Consider the following 18,819-nt stretch of genomic DNA (forward strand, 5'->3'; position numbering starts at 1 on the left):
GCGGTGTGCCGGGTGCGGCCGCGGGGTCACGCGGTCCGGCCCAGCTCGTCGTCGAGCAGCGCGAACATCTCGTCGTCGGTGGCCGCCCGCAGCGGGTCGGCCGGATCGGCGGGGGCGGTGTCGGTGGCCCCGGGCGCGTGCTCCCAGTCCCGCAGGAGCCCGCGCAGCCGGGCGGTCACCGCGCTGCGGTCGTCACCGCCGAGGTCCAGCCCGTCGAGCAGGTCGGCGAGCCCGTCGATGCCCTCCCCCGCGCGCCGCGCGGCGTCGCGGTCCCCGGCACCGGCGAGCCGGCCCAGGACGTGGTCGGTGAGGGCGTCCACGTCCGGGTGGTCGAAGGCCGTGGTGACCGGCAGTTCCAGCCCGGTGGCGGCCGCGACGGCGTTGCGCAGCGCGACCGCGGTGAGCGAGTCGACACCGAGGTCACGGAAGGAGCGCCCCGCCGGGAGCGCCTCTCCCGAGCCGAAGCCCAGCGCGGCCGCGACCCGGTCGGCGACGGCGACGCGCACGGTGCGCCGGGCCGTCCCGGGGTCCGCCCCGGCGATCCGCGCGGCCAGGTCCGGCTCCCGCCCGGCGGGGCCGGCGGCCGCGTCGACGAGCTCGTCCAGCACCGGGGGGACCGGGCCGCCCGCGGTGTAGCGCGCCCAGTCGACGTCGCCGACCACGACGCCGTCGCCCGGGTCGGCGGCGATCAGGCGGCGCAGCTCGCGGGTCGCGCCGGCCCGGTCCAGCGGCGGGCAGCCGCGGGCGGACAGGGCGGCCGCGGTCGCCGGGTCGACGCTGCCGGCACCGGGCGCGTCCTGCGGGTCCGGCGCCCAGGCCGTCCACATCGCGGCGGTGACGGGCAGGCCCGCCGCGCGGCGGGCGCGGGCCAGCGCGAGCAGCCCGGCCGAGGCCGCGGACCGCCCGCGCAGCCCGGGGCCGCCGAGCACCCCGGCCAGTGCGGGGAACAGCACGAAGGCGTCGAGCTCGCCCGCGGCGGCGTGCGCACGGGTCAGCTCGTCGAGCACGACCGCGCCGCCGAGCGCCGGGGCGACGACGTCCTCGACGGTCGCGGCGGCGGTCTCGGGCACCCCGGCGGCGTGCACGACGGCGCGCAGCGGCCGGTCGGCGGGGATCGCGGCCAGGACCCGGGCGACCGCCGCCCGGTCGGTGACGTCGACGGCCGCCGCCTCCGCCTGCGCGCCGGCGGCGCGCAGGTCCGCGAGCAGCTCCGCCGCGCCGGGGCTCGCCGCGCCGCGCCGACCGAGCAGCAGCACGTGTCCGGCTCCGGCCTCGGCGGCGAGCCGGGCCGTGTGCGCGCCGAGTGCCCCGAACCCGCCGGTGACCAGCACGGTCCCGCCCGGACGCCACCAGGCGCCGGGGCCGCCGCCGGCGGGGGCGGCGGCGAACCGGGCGGCACGGACGCCGTCCGGGCGCACCGCCCACCGCTCACCGGTGTCGCCGGCGAGCAGCGCGGCGAGCCGTTCGGCCGGGGCCGGGCCGGGACCGGGGGCCGTCCCGGGTGCGGGCAGGTCGACGTGGCCGCCGAACAGGTCGGGCGCCCCGGCCTCGGCGGCCGCGACGACCCCGGCCAGGGTCGCCGCGCCGGTCCCGGCGGGCGGGTCCCCGGTGGCCGCGGCGCCGCGGGTGACCCACCAGGTCCGCAGCGGGGCCGCGGCGGCCCAGCGCAGCATCCCGGCGAGCCCGTGCGGGACGCCGGGCCGGTCGGGGAGGTCGGTGTCGGCGGTGCCGAGCAGCACGACCGCGCCCCGGACGTCGTCGGCGCCGTCGAGGGCGGCCGCCACGGCCGTCTCCAGGGTCGTACCGCCGGCGGGGGCGCCGTCGGCGTCCAGGACCAGCGTCCGGGTCCGGGCGCCGGCGGCGCCGAGCGCGTCGCGGACCGCTGCCGCGGGGGTCGGGTGGCCGGCCGCGTCGACGAGCAGCCAGGTGCCCGACGGCCGCCCCGCCGGTTCCGGCCGGGACCGCCAGTGCAGGCGCCAGCGCGCGGCCGCGGCGTCGCCCGTGCGGGCCGGGGGCCGCGGGGTGTACCAGAACCGCTCCCCCCGGAACGCGTAGGTGGGCAGGTCGACCCGGCGCGGGACGCGGTCGGCGCCGGTGGCGGACCAGTCGACCTCGGCGCCCGCCACCCAGGCCTCGGCGAAGGAGCGCAGCAGCCGCGCCACGCCGCCGTCGCCGCGGCGCAGGGTGCCCACGGTGGTGACGTCCGGGGCGCCGGCGGCCTCGGCGGTCGCCCGCAGCGCGGTGGCCAGCACCGGGTGCGGGGTGGTCTCGACGAACATCCGGTGCCCGCGGTCCAGGGCGACCCGGGTGGCGTCGGCCAGGCGGACCGGCCGGCGCAGGTTGCGGACCCAGTAGCCGGCGTCGAGAGCGGTGCCGCGGACCGGCTCCCCGGTCACCGTGGAGTACAGCGGCACGGTGGTGTCGCGGGGGGCGATGCCGTCGAGCTCGGCGAGCAGCCGCTCGGTGAGCACGTCGACCGCCGGCGAGTGCGACGCGTAGTCGACGTCGATCCACCAGGTGCGCACGTCGCCGGCCGCGCAGACCTCGCGCACCGCGGCCAGGTCGGCGACCGTCCCGGCGAGCACCGTGGAGCCCGGGCCGTTCTCCGCGGCCACCGTGACCCCGGTGCCCGCGGCCGCGGCGAGGGCCGCGGCCGGGTCGGCGGCGACGGTCAGCATCGCGCCGCTGCCGGCGATCGCGGTGAGCGCCCGGGAGCGGACCGCGCACACCCGCGCGGCGTCGTCGAGGGTGAGCGCCCCCGCGACGTGCGCCGCGGCGATCTCCCCCTGCGAGTGGCCGATGACGCCGGCGGGCTCGACGCCGTGCGCCCGCCAGGTCCCGGCCAGCGCGACCATCACCGCGAACAGCAGCGGCTGCACGACGTCGACGCGGTCGGCGGCCGGGCTCGTGCCGTGCAGGGCGGCGCGCAGGTCCAGGTCGGTGTGCGCGGCGAGGGCGTCCAGGCAGTCGTCGACCCCCTCCCGGAAGGCGGGGACGGCCGCCATGAGCTCGACCGCCATCCCGGTCCACTGCGAGCCCTGCCCGGGGAAGACGAACACCGGCCGGGCCGGACGTGCGGCGCTGCCCAGCACCACCGCGGCACCGTCCCGGTCCTCGCGCGAGGGCAGGCCGGCGAGGGTCGCGGGGTCGGGGTCGGCGACCCGGTCGAGGCCGGACCTCAGCTCCTCGGGCCGGGTGCCGAGCACGACCGCGCGGTCCTCGAAGGCGGTGCGGGTCGCCAGCGCGGCCGCGACGTCGTGCGGGTCGGTGCCCACGGTCCCGGCGTCCCACGCCCGGGCCAGCGCGGCGGCCTGGGCGCCGCGCCCGGCCGGGCCGCGGCCCGAGAGCGGCCAGGCCCGCGGCTGCGGGGGCGCGTCGCCGGCCGGCGCGGCCTCGGGCTCGGCCTGCTCGAGGACGAGGTGGGCGTTGGTGCCGCTGATCCCGAAGGCGGAGACCCCGGCCCGGCGGGGCCGTCCGGTGTCCGGCCAGTCGCGGGCGTCGGCGAGCAGCTCGACGGCGCCGGTGGACCACGGCACCCCGGAGGACGGCGCGTCGACGTGCAGGGTGCGGGCGAGCCGGCCGTGCTGCAGCGCGAGCACCGTCTTGATCACGCTCCCGGCACCGGCGGCGGCCTGGGTGTGGCCGATGTTGGACTTCACCGAACCGAGGTACAGCGGCCGGGCCGGGTCGCGGTCGCGGCCGTAGGTGGCCAGCAGCGCGCCGGCCTCGATCGGGTCGCCGAGGCGGGTGCCGGTGCCGTGCGCCTCGACCGCGTCGACGTCGGCGGGGGTCAGCCCCGCGTCGGCCAGCGCGGCGCGCACGACCCGCTGCTGGGCGGGTCCGTTGGGTGCGGTCATGCCGTGCGAGGCGCCGTCGCAGTTCCACGCCGACCCGCGCAGGACGGCCAGCACCCGGTGCCCCCGCTCGCGGGCCGCGGACAGCGGCTCGAGCAGGACCAGACCGGCGCCCTCGCCCCAGCCGGTGCCGTCGGCGGCGTCGGCGAAGGACTTGCACCGCCCGTCGGGGGCGAGCCCGCCCTGCTTGGCGAACTCGGCGAACACGCCGGGGGTGGACATGACCGCGACCCCGCCGGCGAGCGCGGCCGTGCAGTCCCCGCGGCGCAGCGCCTGCGCGGCCAGGTGCATCGCCACCAGCGACGAGGAGCAGGCGGTGTCGAAGCTCATCGACGGGCCCTCGGTGCCGAGCAGGTAGCTGATCCGCCCGGACAGCACGCTGGTGACGGTGCCGGTGAGCAGGTGCCCGCCGAGCTCGTCGGGGGCGTCGAGGAAGTCGCCGCCGTACTGGAACGACGTGCCGCCGACGAACACGCCGGTGGCGGTGCCGCGCAGGGTCCGGGGGTCGATGCCGGCGTGCTCGACGGTCTCCCAGGCCACCTCCAGCAGCAGCCGCTGCTGCGGGTCCATCGCCCGGGCCTCGCGCGGGGTGACCCCGAAGAAGCCGGCGTCGAAGTCCGCGGCGTCGGTGAGGAACGCACCCCGGTCGGGGACGGCGGCGTCGGCGGCCAGCGCGGTCAGGTCCCAGCCGCGGTCGGTCGGGAACGGCCCGACGGCGTCGCGCTCGGCCGTGACCAGGTCCCACAGGTCCTGCGGGGAGCGGACCCCGCCCGGGAAGCGGCAGCCCATCCCGACCACCGCGATCGGTTCGTGCGCCGCCCGCTCGACCTCGGCCAGCCGCGTCCGGGTGCGGTGCAGGTCGGCGGTCACCCGGCGCAGGTACTCCAGCAGCCGGTCCTGTTCGGTCGCGGCGGGCCGGTCGGTGGTGGTCATGCGCTCCCCCACTCGTCGATCATCTGGAACAGCTCGTCGGCCGAGGCGCTGCTCAGCCGCGAGCCGGTGTCGGCGCCGACGGGGGCGCCGTGGTGGTGCCCGTCCGCCCCGGGTCGGGGGGCGCTCAGGGCGGCGGCGAGCTGCCGCATCCGGTCGGCCAGCGCGGCGGCGAGCCCCGTGTCGGCGACCAGCTCGGGCAGCGCGGCCTCGACCCGGTCGAGCTCGGCGAACACCGGCAGGGCGGGTCCGCCGGCCGGGTCCCCCACGAGCTCGCCGAGCAGGGCGGCGGTCAGCAGCGCCGGGGCGGGGTGGTCGAACACCGCCGCGGCGCCCAGCGCGACCCCGGTGACGGCCGCGATCCGGTCGCGCAGCTCGACGGCCATGAGGGAGTCGAAGCCGAGGTCGGCGAACCCCCGGTCGGGGTCGACGTCGGCGGCGCAGGCGTGCCCGAGCACCGACGCGGCCTCGGCGCGCACCAGGTCGAGGACCAGCGTGCGCTGCTCGGCCGCGGGCAGGGTCGCCAGCCGCCGGGCCAGCACCGGTTCCGCGGCGGCCGCCGCGGCGGGCACCGGTGGGTCCTGGGAGGTCCGCCCGGCGACCCCGGGCAGCGCGTCGAGCAGCGGGCGGTGGCCGGCGGCGGTGTAGCCGACGACGAAGCGGGCCCAGTCGACGTCGGCGACGACCGGGGTCGGGTCCGGCCCGCCGACGACCGCGGCGAGGGCGTCGAGGGCGCCGGCGGGGTCCATCGGGCGCAGCCCGCGCCGGCCGAGGTGCTCGGCCACCCCCGCCCCGGTGATCATGCCGGTGTCGGCCCAGGGACCCCATGCGACGGAGGTGGCGACCTCCCCGCGGGCGTGCCGGTCGGCGGCGAGGCCGTCCAGGGCCGCGTTGGCGGCGGCGTAGCCGGCCTGCCCGCCGCTGCCCCAGGTCGCGGCGACCGAGGAGAACAGCACGAACGCGTCGAGGTCCCGGCCCGCGCAGGCGGCGTCGAGGGCGAGCGCGCCGCCGACCTTGCCGGCGAACAGGCGGGCGAGGGCGTCGGCGTCGGTCGCGGCGAGCTCGTCGAACCCGCCGGTGCCCGCGGCGTGCACCACCGCGGTGAGCCGGTCGCCGTCGCCGTCGAGCCGCTCCACGAGCGCGGTGAGGGCCGCCGCGTCGCCGGTGTCGCAGGCGACCACGGTGGCGCGGGCACCGGCCCGCTCGATGTCGGCGGTGAGCTCCGGCGCGCCCGGCGCGGCCGGTCCGCGCCGCCCGGCCAGCACGACGTGGGACGCACCGGCGCCGGCGGCCCAGCGGGCGACGTGCCCGCCCAGGGCCCCGGTGCCCCCGGTGACGAGGACGGTGCCGCGCGGCACCCAGCCCGGACCGTCACCGGCCGGCGGCGCGGGCACGAGCCGCGGCACGTGCACGGTGTCCCCGCGCAGCGCGACCTGGTCCTCGGCGCCGCCGGCGGCCCGGTCGGCCAGCACCGGGACGAGCCCGGCCGGTGCGGGTGCCGCCGGCTCGTCGACCGGCAGGTCGACGACGCCGCCCCAGCGGGCGGGGATCTCCAGCGACAGCGTGCGGGCCAGCCCCCAGAGCGCGGCCTGGTGCGGGCGGACGGCCCCGCCCGCGACGGCCGCGCCGCCGCGGGTGACGATCCACAGCCGGGCTCCCGCGGCGGGGCCGCTGTCGGTGCCGGCGAGCGCGCGCGCGGTGAGCACCGCGCCGGCGAGGCCGCGGGTGAGTCCCGGGCGGGCCGGGTCCGGGGTCTCGTCGAGCCCGAGCAGGCACAGCACCCCGGCGACCGGTGCGCCGCCCGCGGCGGCGGCCACGGCGTCGGCGACCCGCGCCGGGGCGTCGTCCGGGTCGGGACGCTCGTCGCAGGTGACGAACCGGGTGCCGGCGGCGGCCAGCGCCTGCTGCACCCCGAGGCCGGTGGCCGTGTCGGCGGACGGGCCGAGCACGACCCACAGCCCGTCCGGGGCGCCGGCGTCGGTGGGCCGCGCCACCGGCCAGTCCAGGCGGTGCGTCCGGCGTCCGGCGGCGGCCCGGCGGGTGCGCCGGTCGCGCCAGCGGGCCAGGTCGGGCAGGAGCGCGGCGAGCGGGCGGCCGGCGTCGAGCCCGGTGAGGTCGGCGAGCCGCTGCGGGTCGCCCCCGTCGACGAGCTCCCAGAACCGGGTGTCGTCGGCCGGGCCGGCGCCGTCGACCCCCGCGCGGGCGGTCGCGTCGGCGACCGGTGCCGGCTCGTGCCAGTACCGGCGCGGGCGGAACCCGGTGGTGGGCAGGTCGACGACGCCCGCGGGACGGGCCGCGTCACCGGCCGGTTCGTGGCCGTGCGCCCAGAGCGCGGCGACCGCGGAGCTGACGGTGCGGGCCTCGTCGCGGTCGCGCCGCAGGGTCGGGACCCGCAGCGCGGCGGGCCCGGTGAGGCAGTCCCCGGTGGCGGCGGTGAGTACGGCGTCCGGTCCGATCTCGACGAACCGGGTGACGCCGTCGGCCTCCAGCGCGGCGACGGCGTCGCGGAACCGGACCGTGTCGCGGGCGTGCGCCACCCAGTGCGCAGGGTCGGCGAGCGCGGCGGTGTCGAGGCGCGTGCCGGTGCGGGTGGAGACCAGGCCGATCCGGAGCGGGCGCGGTGTGATCGCCGCCGCGACACCGGCGAAGGCGTCCAGCACCGGGTCCATGAGCCGGGAGTGGAACGCGTGGCTCACCCGCAGGTCGCGGGTCCGGATCCCGGCGTCGGCGCAGACCGCGCGCAGCGCGTCGCAGGCGGCGCGGTCACCGGCGACGACGGTCGCGTCGGGGCCGTTGACGGCGGCCACGTCCAGCACGCCGGTCAGACCGGCGAGCAGCCCGCGGGTGGTGTCCTCGTCGGCGCGCACCGAGAGCATGGCCCCGCCGCCGGGGAGCCCGTCCATCAGCCGGCCGCGTTCGGTGATGAGGGCGGCCGCGTCGTCGAGGGTGAGGGCGCCGGCGCAGTGCGCGGCGGCGATCTCACCGATCGAGTGGCCGGCGACCCGGTCCGGGCGCACCCCCCAGGCGTCGAGCACCCGGAACAGGGCGACCTCGAGCGCGAACAGGGCGGGCTGGGTCCAGCGGGTGCGGTGCAGGTCGGTGCCGTCGGTGACGACGTCGGCGAGGGGACGCGGCAGGTGGGCGTCGAGCGCGGCGCGGACCTCGCGGTGCGCCTCGGCGAACTCCGGGCACGCGGCGGCGAGCGCGTCGCCCATGCCGGCCCGCTGCGCGCCCTGCCCGGTGAACAGGAACGCGGTGCGGCCGTCGCCCGCGGTCCCGGTGACGACCGCGCCGGCGGCGCCGTCGCGGGCCAGCCCGCCCAGCCCGGCCAGCAGCTCCTCGCGGGTGCCGCCGACCACGACCGCGCGGTGCGCGCCGTGCGTGCGGGTGGTGCGCAGCGCGTGCGCCAGGCGCGCCGGGTCGGCGGGATCGGGTCCGCCGACCGCGGGGTGCCCGGCGAGGCGGGCGGCCTGCTCCCGGACGTCCTCGGGCGAGCGGCCGGAGACCGGCCAGGCCGGCACCGGCGGGGCGGGCGCGGGCGGGCGGGCGGCCCCTCCGGTGCGGGCGGGGGCTGCTCCAGCACCACGTGGGCGTTGGTGCCCCCGATGCCGAACGCGGACACCGCGCCGAGCCGGGTGCCGTCGCGCTCGGGCCAGTCGACGCCGGTGGGGACGAGCTCCACCGCGCCGCCGCTCCAGTCGACGTGCCCGGTGGGCTCGCCGGTGCGCGGGGTCGCGGGCAGGTGGCCGTGCCGCATCGCGAGCAGCAGCTTGATCACCCCGGTCGCACCGGCGGCGGCCTGCGTGTGGCCGGTGTTCGCCTTGACCGAGCCCATCCGCAGCGGGTGGCGGGGATCGCGGTCGCGGCCGTAGGTGGCGAGGACCGCGCCCGCCTCGATCGGGTCGCCGAGCCGGGTGCCGGTGCCGTGCGCCTCCAGGACGTCGACGGCGGCGGCGGACACCCCGGCCCGGGCGAGCGCGTCGGTGACGACCCGCTGCTGGGACGGCCCGCTGGGTGCGGTGATCCCGTTGGAGGCGCCGTCGGAGTTCACCGCGGAGCCGCGCACGACACCGAGGACGCGGTGCCCGTGCGCCCGGGCCCGCGACAGCCGCTCGAGCACGAGCACGGCGGCGCCCTCGCCCCACGCGGTGCCGTCGGCATCGGCGGAGAACGGCTTGACCAGCCCGTCCGGGGCCAGGCCGCGCTGGCGGCTGAACTCGACCAGCAGCCGGGGGCTGGACATGACGGTGACCCCGCCGGCGAGGGCGACGGTGCACTCCCCGGCGCGCAGCGCCTGGGCGGCCAGGTGCAGCGCGACCAGCGAGGAGGAGCAGGCGGTGTCGACGGTGACCGCGGGCCCCTCGGTGCCCAGGACGTAGGCGATCCGGCCGGAGGCGACGCTCGCGGCGGTGCCGGTGAGCAGGTACCCCTCCAGCTCGGCGGCCCCGTCCCGGCCCGCGGTGTAGTCCTCGCCGTTGGCCCCCACGTACACGCCGTAGCGCTCGCCGCGTACCGAGCCCGGCGCGATCCCGGCCCGCTCGAGGGCCTCCCACACGGTCTCGAGCAGGATCCGCTGCTGCGGGTCCATCGCGAGCGCCTCGCGCGGGGCGATGCCGAAGAACTCGGCGTCGAAGTCGGCCGCGTCGGTCAGGAACCCGCCGCGTGCCACGTAGCTGGTACCGGCCCGGTCGCCGTCGGGGGCGTACAGGTCGGCCGGCCAGCCGCGGTCGGCCGGCAGGTCGACCACGCCGTCGCGGCCGGCGAGCAGCATCTCCCAGAGGTCCTCCGGCGACCGGACGCCGCCGGGCAGCCGGCAGGCGGTGGCGACGACGACCACCGGGTCGTCGTCGGGGGCGACCCCGGCCGCGGGCGGACCGGCGACGGCCGCGCCCGCCGGTCCGGCCGGGACCTCCGCGGCCGCCGTCGCACCGGGCAGGACCCGGCAGAGCTCGGCGGCGAGCGCGCGGGGGCTCGGGTGGTCGAACACGGCGGTGGTCGCCAGCCGGTGCCCGGTGGCCGCGGCGAGCCGGTTCCGCAGCTCGACCGCGGTGAGCGAGTCGAAGCCCGCGTCGCGGAACGCGCGTCCGGGCTCGAGGTCCGCGGCGGCGAGGCCGAGGACCTCGGCGGCCAGCCCACGGACGAGGTCCAGGGCGTGCGCGGCCCGGTCGTCGGGCGCCAGGTCCGCCCAGCCGGCGGTCGGCGGGGGGCCGTCGGGGCCGTGGTCCGCGCCCGCCGGGCGGCCGGGTCCGCGCAGCGGCGGGGGCAGCTCCGCGGCCGGTCGGCGCACCGCCGCCGGGTCGAGGTGCAGGGGCAGCACGTTCGGGCGGTCGCCGCCGAGCGCGGCGTCGAACAGGTCGAGTGCCGCCCCGGTGGGCAGCGGGACGAGCCCGTCGCGGGCCATCCGGGTGAGGTCGCGGTCGGCGAGGTGCCCGCTCATCCCGGTGCGCTCGTCCCAGAAGCCCCAGCCGAGCGCGGTGGCGGGCCGGCCCGCGGCGCGCCGGCGGGCGGCGAGCGCGTCGAGCGCGGCGTTGGCCGCGGCGTAGGCGGCCTGCCCGGGGTTGCCGAGCGTGCCGACCATCGAGGAGAACAGGACGAACGCCGCGACGTCGCCGGCGAGCTCGTCGAGCAGCACCGCCGCGTCGAGCTTGGGGCGCAGCGCGGCGTCGAGCCGCGGTTCGCTCAGCGCGGTGACCACACCGTCGTCCAGCACGCCGGCGGTGTGCACCACGCCGGTCAGCGGCCGGTCGGCGGGCACGGTGCCCAGTGCGGCGGTGAGCGCGGCGCGGTCGGCGACGTCGCAGGCCAGCAGCGTCACCCGGGCGCCGGCCCGCTCGAGCCGGGCCACGAGCTCCGCGGCTCCGGCGGCGGACGGGCCGCGACGGCCGAGCAGCAGCAGGTCGCGCACGCCGTGCCGGGTGACCAGGTGCTCGGCGACGAGCCCGCCCAGGGTGCCGGTGGCCCCGGTGACGAGCACCGTCCCGCCGGTGAGGTCCGGCGGCGTCACCGCCGCGGGGGCCACCGCGGCGAGCCGCGGCACCAGCATCCGGTGCCCGCGCACCGCGACCTGCGGCTCCCCGGCCGGGAGCCGGTCCGGCGGCCGCGGGTGGTCCGCGGGGTCGGTGTCGACGAGCAGGATGCGGCCGGGGTGCTCGGAGGCGGCCGATCGCAGCAGCCCCCAGACGGCGGCCCCGGCCGGGTCGGGGGCCTCCCCGTCGGTGGCCGCGACGGCGCCGCGGGTGAGGACGAGCAGCCGGGTGGCGGCCGCGCCCGGGTCGGCGAGCAGCTGCTGCAGCACGTGCAGGGCGGTGCCCGTCGCCGACCGCACGGCCTCGGGGACGGGCGGGTCCCCGGCCGGCGGGATCGCGAGGACCAGCAGGTCGGGCGGGTCGGCGGGATCGTGCTCGGGCAGCGCCGCGACGGCACCACCGGTGGCGACGGCACCGCCGGCCGCGGCCGCGCGCGCCCACCGCCCGGTGAGCGGCCGCGGGTCCGGCCCGGGCACCCAGTCGAGCCGGTGCAGGGCCGGCCCCGCCGGGCGGGCCGCGGCGGGGGCGGGCGGGACGATCCAGTGCTCCTCGCCGCGGACCGGGTAGGTGGGCAGGGCGGGCGGGTGCGGCGCCGGCGGGACGCCCGGGTGCCCGGCAGCGGGTGCGAGCGGGGCACCGGCGACCTGGGCGCGGGCCCACGCGCGGGTGAGGGCCGCGAGGTCGCCGGCGTCGCGGTGCAGGGTCGGCAGGGTCGCCGCGGCCGTCTCCCCCGCGTCCACCGTCTCCGCGACGACCGGCAGCAGCACCGGGTGCGGACCGACCTCGACCAGCACGTCGTACCCGTCGGCGAGCACGGTCTCGACGGTCGCGTGCAGCTCGACCGTGCCGCGCAGGTTCGCGACCCAGTAGGCCGCGTCCAGCGGGGTCCCGGCGTCGACCGGTGCGGCGTGCACGGTCGAGTACATCGGGACGGCGGGCGGCCGCGGCGAGATCGGGGCGAGGTCGTCCAGGATCTCGGCGGCGATGGACTCGACGTGCGCGGAGTGCGACGCGTAGTCGACCGGGATCCGCCGCACCCGGACCTCGTGGGCCTCCAGTGCGGCCTGCAGCCGCGCGACCGCGTCGGCGGCGCCGGAGACCACGACCGAGCGGGCGCCGTTGTGCGCGGCGAGCGCGAGGCCCGGCTCGGTCGCGAGCCAGTCCGCGACCTCGTCCCGCCCGAGCCCGACCGAGAGCATCGCCCCCTCACCGGCGATCCGGCGGATCGCGCGGGCCCGCAGCGCGACGACCCGGGCGGCGTCGGGCAGCGACAGGGCCCCGGCGACGCAGGCGGCGGCGATCTCGCCCTGCGAGTGCCCGACCACCGCGGCGGGCTCGACGCCCCAGGCCCGCCAGGTCGCGGCCAGCGCCACCATGACCGCGAACAGCGCCGGCTGGACGGTCTCGACGCGGTCCAGCCAGCCGTCGTCGTCGCCGGTCACGACCTCGACGACGTCCTCGTCGAGGTGGGGGGCCAGGGCCGCGGCGCAGCGGTCCAGCTCGGCGGCGAAGACCGGGCACTCCCGGTACAGGGCGCGGCCCATCGGCGCCCACTGCGCGCCCTGGCCGGGGAACACGAACACGACCCGCCCGTCGGCCGGGCCGGTGCCCTGCACGACCGCGGCCGGGTCGGGACGCCCGTCGGCGAGCCCGCGCAGCCCGGCCAGCAGCGCGTCGCGGTCGGCCCCGAGGACCACGGCGCGGTGCGGGAACCAGGTGCGGCCGCGGGCGAGGGCCGCCGCGACGACGCCGACGCCCAGCCCGTCCGGGTCGGCCTCGACGGCGGCGGCGAGGCGGCGGGCGCTCTCGGCGAGGGCCTGCGGGTCGCGTGCGGACAGCCGCCACGCCGGCGGCCCGGGCGGGGCGGGCGTGGCGACCGGGTCCCCGGCCGGCGCCTCCTCGACCACGACATGGGCGTTGGTGCCGGAGATGCCGAACGACGACACCCCGGCCCGCCGCGGCCGACCGGGGTCGGTCCACTCCCGGGCGGCGGTGAGCACCTGCACGCCGTCCCACTCGACGAGCTCGCTCGGGCGCTCGGCGTGGAGGGTCGCGGGCAGCACGCGGTGCTGCAGCGCCAGCACCATCTTGATCAGGCCGGCGACGCCGGCGGCGGCCTGGGTGTGCCCGATGTTGGACTTGACCGAGCCGAGCGCGAGCGGCGGCCCGGTCCGGCCCCTGCCGTAGACCTCCCGCAGCGCCTGGGCCTCGATCGGGTCGCCGAGCCGGGTACCGGTGCCGTGCGCCTCCACCACGTCGACGCCGTCGGCGGTGATCCCGGCCGCGGCGAGCGCGTCGCGCAGGACCGCCTGCTGGGCGACGCCGCTGGGGGCGGTGAGCCCGTTCGACGCGCCGTCGGAGTTCACCGCGGAGCCGCGCAGCACCGCGAGCACCGGGTGCCCGCAGGCGCGGGCCGTCGACAGCCGTTCCAGCACGACGACGCCCGCGCCCTCGGCCCAGCCGGTGCCGTCGGCGTCGGCGGAGAACGCGCGGCAGCGGCCGTCGCGGGAGAGCCCGCGCTGGCGGCTCATCTCGACGAACATGCCGGGCCCGGACAGGACGGTGACCCCGCCGGCGACGGCCGCGGTGACCTCGCCGGAGCGCACCGCGCGGGCGGCCAGGTCGATCGCGACCAGCGACGAGGAGCAGGCGGTGTCCACGGTGAGCGCGGGTCCGCGCAGCCCGAGGGAGTAGGCGACCCGCCCGGACACCACGCTGGGGGTGGTGCCGGTCAGGACGTAGCCCCCGGCGCGGTCGTCACCGGCGTCCAGCCGCGGGCCGTACTCGCCCGCGGTGGCACCGAGGTAGACCCCGACGCGCTCGCCGTGCCGGCTGCGGGGCGGGATCCCGGCCCGTTCCAGGGCCTCCCAGGTCGTCTCGAGCACCAGGCGCTGCTGCGGGTCCATCGCCCGGGCCTCGCGGGCGGAGATCCCGAAGAACGCGGCGTCGAACCGGGCGACCCCGGTGAGGAAGCCGCCGCGGCGGGTCCAGCTGGTGCCGGGAGTGTCCGGGTCGCCGTCGAGCAGTGCGCCGAGGTCCCAGCCGCGGTCGGTCGGGAAGTCCCCGGTGACGTCGCGGCCGCCGGCGACGACGTCCCACAGCTGCTGCGGGTCCGTCACCCCGCCGGGGAACCGGCAGCCCATCCCGACGACCACCACCGGGTCGTCGCCCGGCCCGCGGGGGCCGGCCGGGTGGTCGGGCGCGGCGGTCCCCGGCGCGGGCCCGTCCCCGGCGCCGCCGTGCCGCTCCGCCAGGTGCCCGGCGAGCGCGGTGGGGCGTGGGTGGTCGAACAGCAGCGACGCCGGCAGCGTCGTGCCCAGCGCGGCGCCGAGGCGGTCCCGCAGCTCGACGGCGCCGAGCGAGTCGACGCCGAGCTCGCCGAAGGTCAGGTCGGGGTCGACGTCGGAGGGTCCCGGGTGGCCCAGGACGGCCGCGGCCGCACCGCGGACCAGCTCCAGCGCGATCCGGCTGCGCCGCGGGGCGCCGGTCGCCGCGCGCAGCCGGGCCGCGGCCGGGGTGACCGCCGGGGCGTCCGGGCCGGTGCCGTCGACCGCGACGTCCGCCCCGGCCGCCGGGGCCGGGGGCGCGACGCCGGCCGGTGCGGTGCCGAACGGCGCCGGCAGCCAGTACCGGGACCGCTGGAAGGCGTAGCCCGGCAGCGGCACCCGGCGCCCGCCGCGGCCGTCGAGCAGCGCGACCGGGTCGAGGTCGGCCCCGTGGGCGTGCAGCGCGCCCACGGCGGCGAGCAGGGTCGACGGCTCGGGCCGGTCGTGCCGCTGCGCGGCGACGACCACGGCCGGGTGGTCGCCGGTGAGGCAGTCGCGGACCGCGGCGGTCAGCCCGGCGCGCGGTCCGACCTCGCACCAGCGGGTGACGCCCACTGCCTCGGCGGCGGTGACGGCGTCGGCGAACCGGACGGCGTCGCGCGCGTGGCGCACCCAGTACGCGGGGTCGGTGATCTCGGCGCCGACCGGCGCCCCGGTGACCGCGGAGACCAGGCCGCGCTGCGGCGGCTGCAGGTCGAGCCCCGCGACCACCCCGGCGAACCGGTCGAGCGCGGGGTCCATCAGCGGGGAGTGGAAGGCGTGGCTGACCGGCAGCCTGCGGTGGCGCAGGCCGGTCTCCGCGGCCCACCGGGCGATCTCGCCGACCGCGTCCGCGGCGCCGGAGACCACGCAGGAGGCCGGCCCGTTGACCGCGGCGACGGCGAGGTCCGGGCGGCCGGCGACCCGGTCGGCGAGCTCCGCCTCCGGCGCCGCGACGGCCAGCATCGCGCCGCCGGGCGGCAGCTCGTCCATCACGCGGCCCCGGGCGGTCACGAGCACGCACGCGTCGCGCAGCGACAGCACGCCGGCCAGCTGGGCCGCGGCGATCTCCCCGACCGAGTGCCCGAGCAGGTGGTCGACCGCCACCCCGCGGTCGAGCAGGGTCCGGGCGAGCGCGAGGCCGTGCGCGAACAGCGCGGGCTGGGTCCAGCCGGTGCGGTCCAGCGCGCCGTCGCCGCCGGTGGCCAGGACGGTGCGCAGCGCACCGGGCAGGTGCTCGTCCAGCGCGGAACAGACGGTGTCGAGGTGCCGGGCGAAGATCGGGTCGGCGGCCGCCAGCGCGGTCCCCATGCCGGCCCGCTGGGCGCCCTGCCCGCTGAACACGAACGCGGTCGCCCCGTCCGCGGCCCGGCCGGTGGCGACGTGCTCGGCCGGCTCGCCGGCGGCCAGCGCGCGCAGGCCGGCGAGCAGCTCGGCGCGGTCCTCCGCGACGACCGCGGCGCGGTGGCGCAGGGCGGTGCGGGTGGTCGCCGCGGAGCGGGCGAGGTCGGCGAGGCCGTCGGTCCCGCCGTCGACGTGCGCGGCGAGGCGGTCGGCCTGCGCGCGCAGCCCGGCGTCGGTCGCCCCGGACAGCGTCACGAGGTGCGGGCCCGCCACGGCGGGCCCGGCCCCGGCGGCGTCGGGGGGCGCGGGCGCCTCGTCGACGACCAGGTGGCAGTTGCTGCCCCCCATCCCGACCGAGGTGACCGCGCCGCGCAGCCGCTCCCCCGGTCGCGGCCACCCGGCCGGCTCGGTGACCACCCGCAGCCCGCTGCCCCGCAGGACGGGGTGCGGTGTGCGGTGGTGCAGCGACGCCGGGAGCGTGCGGTGGTGCACGGCCAGCGCCAGCTTGAGCAGCCCGGCGATGCCGGCGGCGCCCTCCAGGTGGCCGATGTTGGTCTTCACCGACCCGACGGCGAGCGGCGCGTCGGCCGGGCGCCCGGCGGCGAGCTCGGCGGCGACCGCGGTGGCCTCCACCGGGTCGCCGACCGCGGTGCCGGTGCCGTGCAGCTCGACGTACTGGACGCGGTGCGGGTCGCCGCCGGCGCGCCGGTGCGCGGCGCGCAGCACCTCCCGCTGCCCGTCGGCGGTGGGGACGGTCGGGGCGGGCCCGCCGCCGTCGTTGTTGACCGCGCCGGCGGTGACGACGCAGTAGACCCGGTCACCGGCGGCGCGGGCGTCGTCCAGCGGGCGCAGCAGCACCGCGCCGCCGCCCTCACCGCGGGCGTAGCCGTCGGCGTCGGCGTCGAGGGTCGCGCAGCGCCCGCGCGGGGACAGCGCACCGAACGCCGACGTCGCGTCGTCACCGGCGGGGTCGAGGTTGAGGTGCACGCCCCCGGCCAGCGCGAGCCGGGCCTCGCCGGCCCGCAGCGCCGCGCATGCGGCGTGCACCGCCGTCAGCGACGAGGACTGCCCGGTGTCGACGACCATGCTGGGGCCGCGCAGCCCGAGCGCGTGCGACAGCCGTCCGGCGATCATGGTGCGGGACAGGCCCGGCACCGTGTCCCGGTCGGGAGCGGCCCCGTCCCGGGCCAGCAGCGCGGCGTAGCCGTCGGCCATCGCTCCGAACCAGACCCCGACGCGGTGCCCGGCGACGGCGCCCGGGGTGATGCCGGCGTCCTCGAACGCCTCCCAGCCGAGCTCGAGCGCGAGGCGCTGCTGCGGGTCGGTGGCGGCCGCGGTCCGCGGCGACATCCCGAAGAAGGCGGCGTCGAAGCGGTCCACCCCGGGCAGGTAGCCCGCGCGCGGCGCGGCGCCGGCGGGACGGCGGCCGGGCGGCGGCGCGGACAGTGCGTCCACGCCGTCGCACAGCAGCCGCCAGAACGCCGCGGGGTCGGCGGCACCCGGCAGCCGGCACGCCATCCCGACCACGGCGATCGCTTTCCCACCGTTTTCGTGAACCGTTTCCGCCACAACTCCCCCGACGATTGTCCGCACGCTCCGACCGGATCGGACGTTGATTTCCGCGGTCGGCCGACACAGTGATCGACAGAAGGGGACGCTAGGTCGGGACCCACCCCTAACCTCAACCCCTAACGCCCCCGCGGACCCACCGCGGACGACGCGACGCACCCCTGTTCCGCCCCGTAAAAGCAGGTCATGGGGTCACGTCGGCGGGTGCGCGTCCCTAGGGTCGGGCCCGGCACACCACAGGTGTGGACAGCGGTCGCGACCGAGGGGAAGTGAACGTCTCGTGCAGGGGATCGTGCTGGCCGGTGGCGCCGGGACGCGATTGCATCCGGTGACGCTGCCGATTTCCAAGCAATTGCTCCCGGTCTACGACAAACCGATGGTCTACTACCCGCTCTCGGTCCTGATGCTGGCCGGCGTCCGGGACATCCTGCTCATCTCGACGCCGCAGGACCTGCCGCTGTTCCGCCGGCTGCTCGGCGACGGCGGCCACCTCGGCCTGAACCTCACCTACGCCGCGCAGCACGAGCCGCGCGGGCTCGCCGAGGCCTTCCTGATCGGGGCCGACCACATCGGCGACGACACCGCCGCCCTGGTGCTCGGCGACAACATCTTCCACGGCCCGAGCTTCTCCGAGCTGCTCGAGCGCACCGCGGCGGACGTGCGGGGCTGCGTGCTGTTCGGCTACCCCGTCGGTGACCCGGAGCGCTACGGCGTCGCGGTCGCCGACCAGTGGGGCCGCCTGGTCGACATCGAGGAGAAGCCCGCCCACCCGCGCAGCAACCGGGCGGTCACCGGGCTGTACTTCTACGACAACGACGTCGTCGAGATCGCCCGCGGGGTCCGCCCGTCGGCCCGCGGCGAGCTGGAGATCACCGACGTCAACCGCGCCTACCTGGAGCGCGGCGACGCCCGGCTGGTCGACCTCGGCCGCGGCTTCGCCTGGCTGGACACCGGTACGCACGACTCGCTGCTGCAGGCCGGTCAGTACCTCCAGACCCTCGAGCACCGCCAGGGTGTGCGCATCGCCTGCCTGGAGGAGGTCGCGCTGCGGATGGGCTTCATCGACGCCGCCGCCTGCCACGCCCTCGGCGAACGGCTGGGCAACACCGGCTACGGCCGCTACGTCATGGCCATCGCCGCCGAGCACGGGTACCGCGATGTCCGTCCGGCCGGCTGAGGAGCGCGCCCTCGCCGGGGGGATGCGGGTCCGGCCGCTGGCCGTCGAGGGGGCCGTCGAGTTCTCCCCGCCCGTGCACGGCGACGCCCGGGGCGTGTTCGTCTCCCCCTACCAGGAGCCGGCGTTCGTCGCGGCCGTCGGGCACCCGCTGACGGTGGTGCAGACCAACCAGAACCGCTCGGCGGCCGGGGTGGTGCGCGGTGTGCACTACGTCGCCGACCCGCCGGGCCAGGAGAAGTTCGTGCACTGCGTGCGGGGCCGCGCGCTGGACGTCGTCGTGGACCTGCGGGAGGGCTCGCCGACCTTCGGCCGGTGGGACGCCGTCGAGATGGACGACCGGGAGTTCCGCGGTCTCTACTTCCCGGCCGGCACCGGGCACGCCTTCCTCGCCCTGGCCGAGGACACCGTCATGTCCTACCTGGTCACCACCAACTACGACCCCGACCTGGAACGGACCGTGCACCCCCTCGACCCGGAGCTGGCGCTGCCGTGGACCGGCGGTGCGGCACCGGTGCTCTCCGGCCGCGACCGCGGCGCCCCGACCCTGCGCGCGGCCGCCGCCGCGGGCCTGCTGCCGCCCTACCGCCGACCCTGACCCGCCCCCCGCGGGCGGC

General features: G+C 79.5%; 3 protein-coding genes and 2 pseudogenes. 2 read left to right on the forward strand and 3 right to left on the reverse strand.

Annotation, left to right across the window (positions count from 1 at the left end):
• Positions 1–26 precede the first annotated feature (26 nt).
• From ZF1_RS27350 to ZF1_RS27360, 3 genes and pseudogenes are all read right to left on the reverse strand, one after another.
• Positions 27–4,751 (reverse strand): annotated as a pseudogene (locus tag ZF1_RS27350) (type I polyketide synthase); the annotation flags it as partial.
• A gap of 32 nt (positions 4,752–4,783) precedes the next feature.
• A complete protein-coding gene (locus ZF1_RS27355; RefSeq protein WP_482638770.1) occupies positions 4,784–8,143 on the reverse strand; it encodes an SDR family NAD(P)-dependent oxidoreductase in 3,360 nt (1,119 codons plus the stop codon).
• A 431-nt stretch (positions 8,144–8,574) separates the two neighbouring features.
• A pseudogene (locus tag ZF1_RS27360) lies at positions 8,575–17,028 on the reverse strand (SDR family NAD(P)-dependent oxidoreductase); the annotation flags it as partial.
• A 280-nt stretch (positions 17,029–17,308) separates the two neighbouring features.
• Between ZF1_RS27360 and rfbA the strand changes: the two are divergent.
• Positions 17,309–18,205, forward strand: a complete 897-nt coding sequence (rfbA, locus tag ZF1_RS27365) for a glucose-1-phosphate thymidylyltransferase RfbA (protein ID WP_357439925.1) — start codon at positions 17,309–17,311, stop codon at positions 18,203–18,205.
• Positions 18,206–18,227: 22 nt separating this feature from the next.
• Entirely contained in the window at positions 18,228–18,800 is a 573-nt protein-coding gene (locus tag ZF1_RS27370) for a dTDP-4-dehydrorhamnose 3,5-epimerase family protein (RefSeq protein WP_482638948.1), read from the forward strand.
• The last annotated feature ends 19 nt before the right edge of the window (positions 18,801–18,819 follow it).

It is taken from the genome of Pseudonocardia sp. ZF1, from assembly GCF_056835605.1.